This is a genomic window from Desulfosarcina sp., assembly GCF_033791525.1.
GTDB lineage: Bacteria > Desulfobacterota > Desulfobacteria > Desulfobacterales > Desulfosarcinaceae > Desulfosarcina.
Genome location: NZ_JASJGN010000009.1, coordinates 1 through 4,748, shown reverse-complemented (window position 1 = coordinate 4,748; position 4,748 = coordinate 1). Strand labels below are relative to the sequence as shown.

At 58.2% G+C, this 4,748-nt stretch carries 5 protein-coding genes; all 5 read left to right on the top strand.

All coding sequences use genetic code 11. The features are described from left to right. Positions 1 to 564 precede the first annotated feature (564 nt). A complete protein-coding gene (locus QNK41_RS22880) occupies positions 565 to 723 on the top strand; it encodes a GntR family transcriptional regulator (RefSeq protein WP_413815096.1) in 159 nt (52 codons plus the stop codon). Further along, the gene (locus tag QNK41_RS00390) at positions 666 to 1,151 is read left to right on the top strand and encodes a GntR family transcriptional regulator (RefSeq protein ID WP_319252602.1); all 486 of its coding nucleotides are present in this window, start codon (positions 666 to 668) and stop codon (positions 1,149 to 1,151) included. Before QNK41_RS22880 ends, QNK41_RS00390 begins: the two co-directional genes overlap by 58 nt. 61 nt (positions 1,152 to 1,212) lie before the next feature. Continuing rightward, a complete protein-coding gene (locus QNK41_RS00385) occupies positions 1,213 to 1,617 on the top strand; it encodes a 4Fe-4S binding protein (protein WP_319252600.1) in 405 nt (134 codons plus the stop codon). A 2-nt stretch (positions 1,618 to 1,619) separates the two neighbouring features. Continuing rightward, positions 1,620 to 3,533, top strand: a complete 1,914-nt coding sequence (locus QNK41_RS00380) for an aldehyde ferredoxin oxidoreductase family protein (RefSeq protein WP_319252598.1) — start codon at positions 1,620 to 1,622, stop codon at positions 3,531 to 3,533. 33 nt (positions 3,534 to 3,566) lie between these two features. Then, a partial coding sequence (locus QNK41_RS00375) for an FAD-dependent oxidoreductase (protein WP_319252596.1) occupies positions 3,567 to 4,748 on the top strand: 1,182 nt, incomplete at its 3' end.

The window sequence follows — 4,748 nt, the reverse complement described above, 5'->3', positions numbered from 1 at the left end:
GGGGCCGACGCACTGGGGGCCATCCAGGCCATCGCCGTTACCGTCGGTTTACCTTTCACCATGATTATGCTGGTCATGATCGTCAGTACTTATATGGGGCTCCGCAGCGAGAACCTTGCCGATTACGAGACGTCCGCATCGGGGCTTGTAAAAACGGTAGAACAGTCCGCTGATTAATCCAAGCGAAGACGTTGCCTGATAGGTAATAATTGACGGGCGCAGCACTTCTTACCTACACTGCGTCCCGTTTCGCCCCTTGATGATGCAAGGGGTGAAGGACCAGGGATCCCTTTTTCAGCACGTGCATTGGTTGGTCCGGGAAACGTTTGGTCCTCAAGAGCAACCGTTAGGTGGCACTTTTGGAATGCACCAACCGGTCAATATATTTTGATTATATTGACCGCACATTGAGAATATAACGGAAGATAGCAGCAGGCATCGGCAATGAAACGTGTGGACAGGAAAACCAATACGGTGCCGTTGAGTGAAATGGCCTTTCAGAAGATTAAATCTTAAATTGTGGACTTGGTGCTTGGACCCGGCGAACAGATCGATGAAACGGTCATGGCGGAAACCCTGGGCATCGGCCGTACTCCCATCCGGGAATCCCTGTTCCGTCTGGCTGCCGAAGGTTTGTTGCAGGTAAAAGCCGGCCGCGGTTTTTTTTGCGTGACATCACCCTCAGCGACATCAAGGACCTGTTCGAAACGCTCTTGGTACTAGAACGGGCCGTGGTTGCCCTGGCGGCCAGGCGCATGACTCAGGCCGGTATCGGCCGGCTTGAACGTTTAAACGATCAATTCCGCGCGGCCTGGGGTCGTCAGCAATATTTAGAGGTAACCCTGGTCAACAGCCGCTTCCATCGCGAAATCTATGACACCACCGGCAATGAATTCATGAAATCCTATCTGGGATCACTGCAAAGCCAGAGTCAGCGATTGGCCTACATCTGCTTTACTCGCCCGGCGGCGATCGATCTTGACGCCCATGGAGATGAGTCCATCGCGGACCATCGTGAGTTGATCGACGGTCTCAAGAAAAAGGATGAGGCCGGTGCTGTCGAACTGATTACCAAACATATCCAGCGGTTTCGGAAACGGGTGGCCGATCACATGGCACCCGCGCTGCTGAACCTGAAGATAATCGCTTAAAACGGCGGGTGGATGGTCTCGATCGTCCGCCTGCGCACTCAACAAGGAGAATTTAGAAACCATGGAACTGAGGGCCATTCACACCAACTGCTCAGGATGCGGGGTTTGTCGGCAAGTGTGTACGCTGGAGAATTTCCGGGAAGTCAATCCTGCCAAATCCCTGCTGAAAATCCAGGGGCGCTTCCCCTCCCCGGGGGACTATCACATCCACATTTGCGACCAGTGCGGGGCCTGTGCGGAGGTCTGCCCCGTGGAGGCGATCCAGATGGTAGACGGTGCATATCTCGTTGATCAGGAGGAATGCGTGGCCTGCATGGAGTGCGTGGCGGCGTGCCCCCGCGATGTGATGATGGTGCATCCGGACCGGGAGGAGCCGGTCAAGTGCAGCCTGTGCGGCAAATGTGCAGACCTTTGCCCGCGGCAGGCGCTGGTGCTAGTGGACGAAAATCAAAAAAAGGTGGTCTGATCATGCGATACGGATATCAGGATAAACTATTGCGCATCAACTTGAGCAAGGGGTCTGTGGCCTCAGAGCCCCTGTCGGATGAGATGGTCGACAAGTTCATCGGCGGTCGTGGATTCGTGGCCAAACTGCTTTTCGACGAACTGCCGCGGAGCATCGATGCCTATGATGAGCAGAATATGTTCATTGCCGCCACCGGTCCGCTGTCGGGCCATTTCCTGCCGGCCAGCGGAAAGACCCATTTTGGCGCTAAGTCCCCGGCTACCGGCGGCTATGCGGACAGCAACATGGGCGGCCATTTTGGTCCGGCCCTGAAATACGCCGGGTACGATGTGCTGGTTCTTACCGGAAAGGCGGCCCAACCCAGCTACCTGTTCATCGATGACGACCAGGTGGAGATCCGGCCGGCCGATGCATACTGGGGACAGGGCGCCTTGACCGCCGAGAAGAACCTGAAAACGGATCTGGGTGAGGACTTTCAGATTATGACCATCGGCCCTGCCGGTGAAAAACGGGTGCGCTATGCCTGCCTCTCTCACGACTTCGGCCGCCAGGCCGGCCGCAGCGGCGTGGGGGCCGTGCTGGGATCCAAGAACATCAAGGCCATCGCCGTTCGCGGCACAAAGAGCCTGCCCGTTCACGACATCGACAACGCCTATGCCAAGGGTGTGGATGCCTTTAAAAAAGTCGCCGCCAAACCCGGCTATACCGAATGGACGCCCGAAGGCACCGCCGGCATCACCAACTGGGTCAATGAGGTCGGTGCCTTTCCCACGAGAAACTTCAAGACCTCCTTTTCCGACCACTATCAGGAGATCAACGGCAAGGCCGTTCTCAAAAAACTGAAGATCACCGACAAGGGATGTTATTGTTGCCCCACGCCCTGCGGCAAGTATGGCCTCACCAAAACCAAGTTGGGTGATGCCTACGTGGAAGGCCCCGAATACGAGACCATCGCCCTGTTCGGCGGCAACTGCGAACTCAAGACCATTGAAGAGGTGGCCTACGCCAACTACCTGTGCGACGAGCTGGGCGTCGACACCATCTCGGCAGGGGCAGTCATCTCCTGGGCCATCGAGTGTTTTGAAAAGGGCATGCTCAGCGAAGGTGAAATCGGCCGGCCGGTGAAGTTTTCCGATCTTGAAACGGTGGATTACCTGCTGAGGAAGATCGTAAACCGTGAAGGCATCGGCGACCTGCTGGCCGAGGGTGTCAAAAAAGCTGCAGAAAAAGTAGGGCAGGGCTCTGAAGATTTCGCCATTCACGTCAAGGGGCTGGAGTGGACCGGGTACGAGTGCCGCAATGCCCCCTCCATGATGCTGGCCTACATGACCGCCGACATCGGCGCCCACCACGCCCGCGCCTGGGTGTTGGGGCACGACATGGCCGGGGCCTGGACCAATGTTAACGATCTGGTGCAAGGTGGTGGTACAGTGGAGCGGCAGCCCCCGGCACAGGTCCGGGCGGAGAGCGCCGGTTACGTCATCGACTCCCAGCACACCCGCCCCCTGTTCGATGTCCTGGGCATCTGTCGGCTGCAGTTGATGGAATTGGGTTTCGAGGTGGAGAACTATGAAGAGCTTATGTTTTACATCACCGGCAAAAAGCGTACCTGGCAGGAGATGCTGGTCGTGTCCGAACGCATCTGGAACCTGACGCGATCCATTTCTGCCCGGGAGATCGAAGGCTTTGGCCGCAGCTGGGATTTTCCGCCCAGGCGTTTTTCCACCGAGCCCATCCCTTCCGGTCCCAACGAAGGCTACTTCATATCCCAGGACAAGCTCGAACTGCTTCTGGACTGGTATTACGAGGCCAGGGGCTGGGATGCCAACGGGATCCCCACACGGGCAACCCTGGTTCGACTGGGGCTGGAAGAGGTGGCAGATGTTTTGAGCACCGAAGGTGTGCCGATCAGATAGGTTAAAAAGCCAACCAATCAGGAGAATATGATCATGAGAAAAATACTGACACCAGACGCATTTGATCAGGAAACGGCCGACGCCGTGGTCATCGGCGGCGGCATCATCGGGGTGGCCACGGCCTTTTGGCTCTCCCGCGCCGGCATGTCAACCATCTTGGTGGAGATGCGTGACGGATTGTCCACTCTTACCACCACCGCGTCCATCGAGTCCTTCCGGGCCCAGTTCACCGAGCCGGCCATGGCGGCCCTGGCCAAAGAATCCATCGACGTATGGGAGAACTTTGCCGAGGTGACCGGCCTGGAAGGCTACGAAATCGACCTGCATCACGGTGGATACCTGTTTTTGACCAGCGCGGCGGAGATGGTGGCCGATGTGCAGGCTACGGTGAAAGCCTACCACCAGGTTGGTGTGGTCGATTCGGAATACCTGACCGGCGACGAGGTCCTCAAGCGCTGGCCCTGGTTGAACCCGGAGATCAAGGCCGGCGCCTTTCGGGCCAAAGACGGCTGGTTCTCCGCCCATGAGGTGACCCAGGGGTTTGCCCGGGCAGCCGACAAGGCGCGCTTTTACGTGCGCACCCGTGCCACCGGTATCGAAACCGACAATCAGGGGGTTTGCGCGGTAACCACCGACCGGGGGCGCATCAACACCCGCGTGGTGGTCAATGCCGCCGGGCCGTTCGCCATCGATGTCGGCCGTTGGGTCGGCCTGGATTTGCCCATCTACCAGATGCGACGACAGCGCGTCTTCGTGGCGCCCCATCCTAAAATCCCCCAGAATGCGCCCCTGATCATGGATGTGGACAACGAGTCGTACTGGCGACCGGAAACCGGCGGCGCCCTGCTCGGCTGGCACGACCCCGAGGAGCAGAAGAGCGAGCCGTTGGAGAACCCCCAGGGTGATTGGGATTTTCCGGCTTTCAACCTGGAGATGTGCTCGCGCCTGAGCCCCTTCTGGTCCGAAGTGGTGGAGGACCTCAAGCAGGAGGATTTGTCCGTATACGCCGGCCAGTATGTGCATTCCCCGGACGATCAGCCCCTGATCGGGCCGGTCAGCGGGATTTCGGGTTTTTTCCTCAACTGTTCCTACTGGCCGGGGGTGATGTTGTCGGCAGCAGCCGGGCGGTGGACATGCGACCTGATCACCGGCCGAATGAAGCCCGAGGACAACCCGTTGCGTCTGAGTCGCTTCGAGGAGGGGCTTACCACCCCG

What these genes read in the sequence shown, in the direction of transcription:
- QNK41_RS22880 (WP_413815096.1), top strand. Translation starts at nt 565, where the DNA reads ATGGCGGAAACCCTGGGCATCGGCCGTACTCCCATCCGGGAATCCCTG.
- QNK41_RS00385 (WP_319252600.1), top strand. Translation starts at nt 1,213, where the DNA reads ATGGAACTGAGGGCCATTCACACCAACTGCTCAGGATGCGGGGTTTGT.
- QNK41_RS00380 (WP_319252598.1), top strand. Translation starts at nt 1,620, where the DNA reads ATGCGATACGGATATCAGGATAAACTATTGCGCATCAACTTGAGCAAG.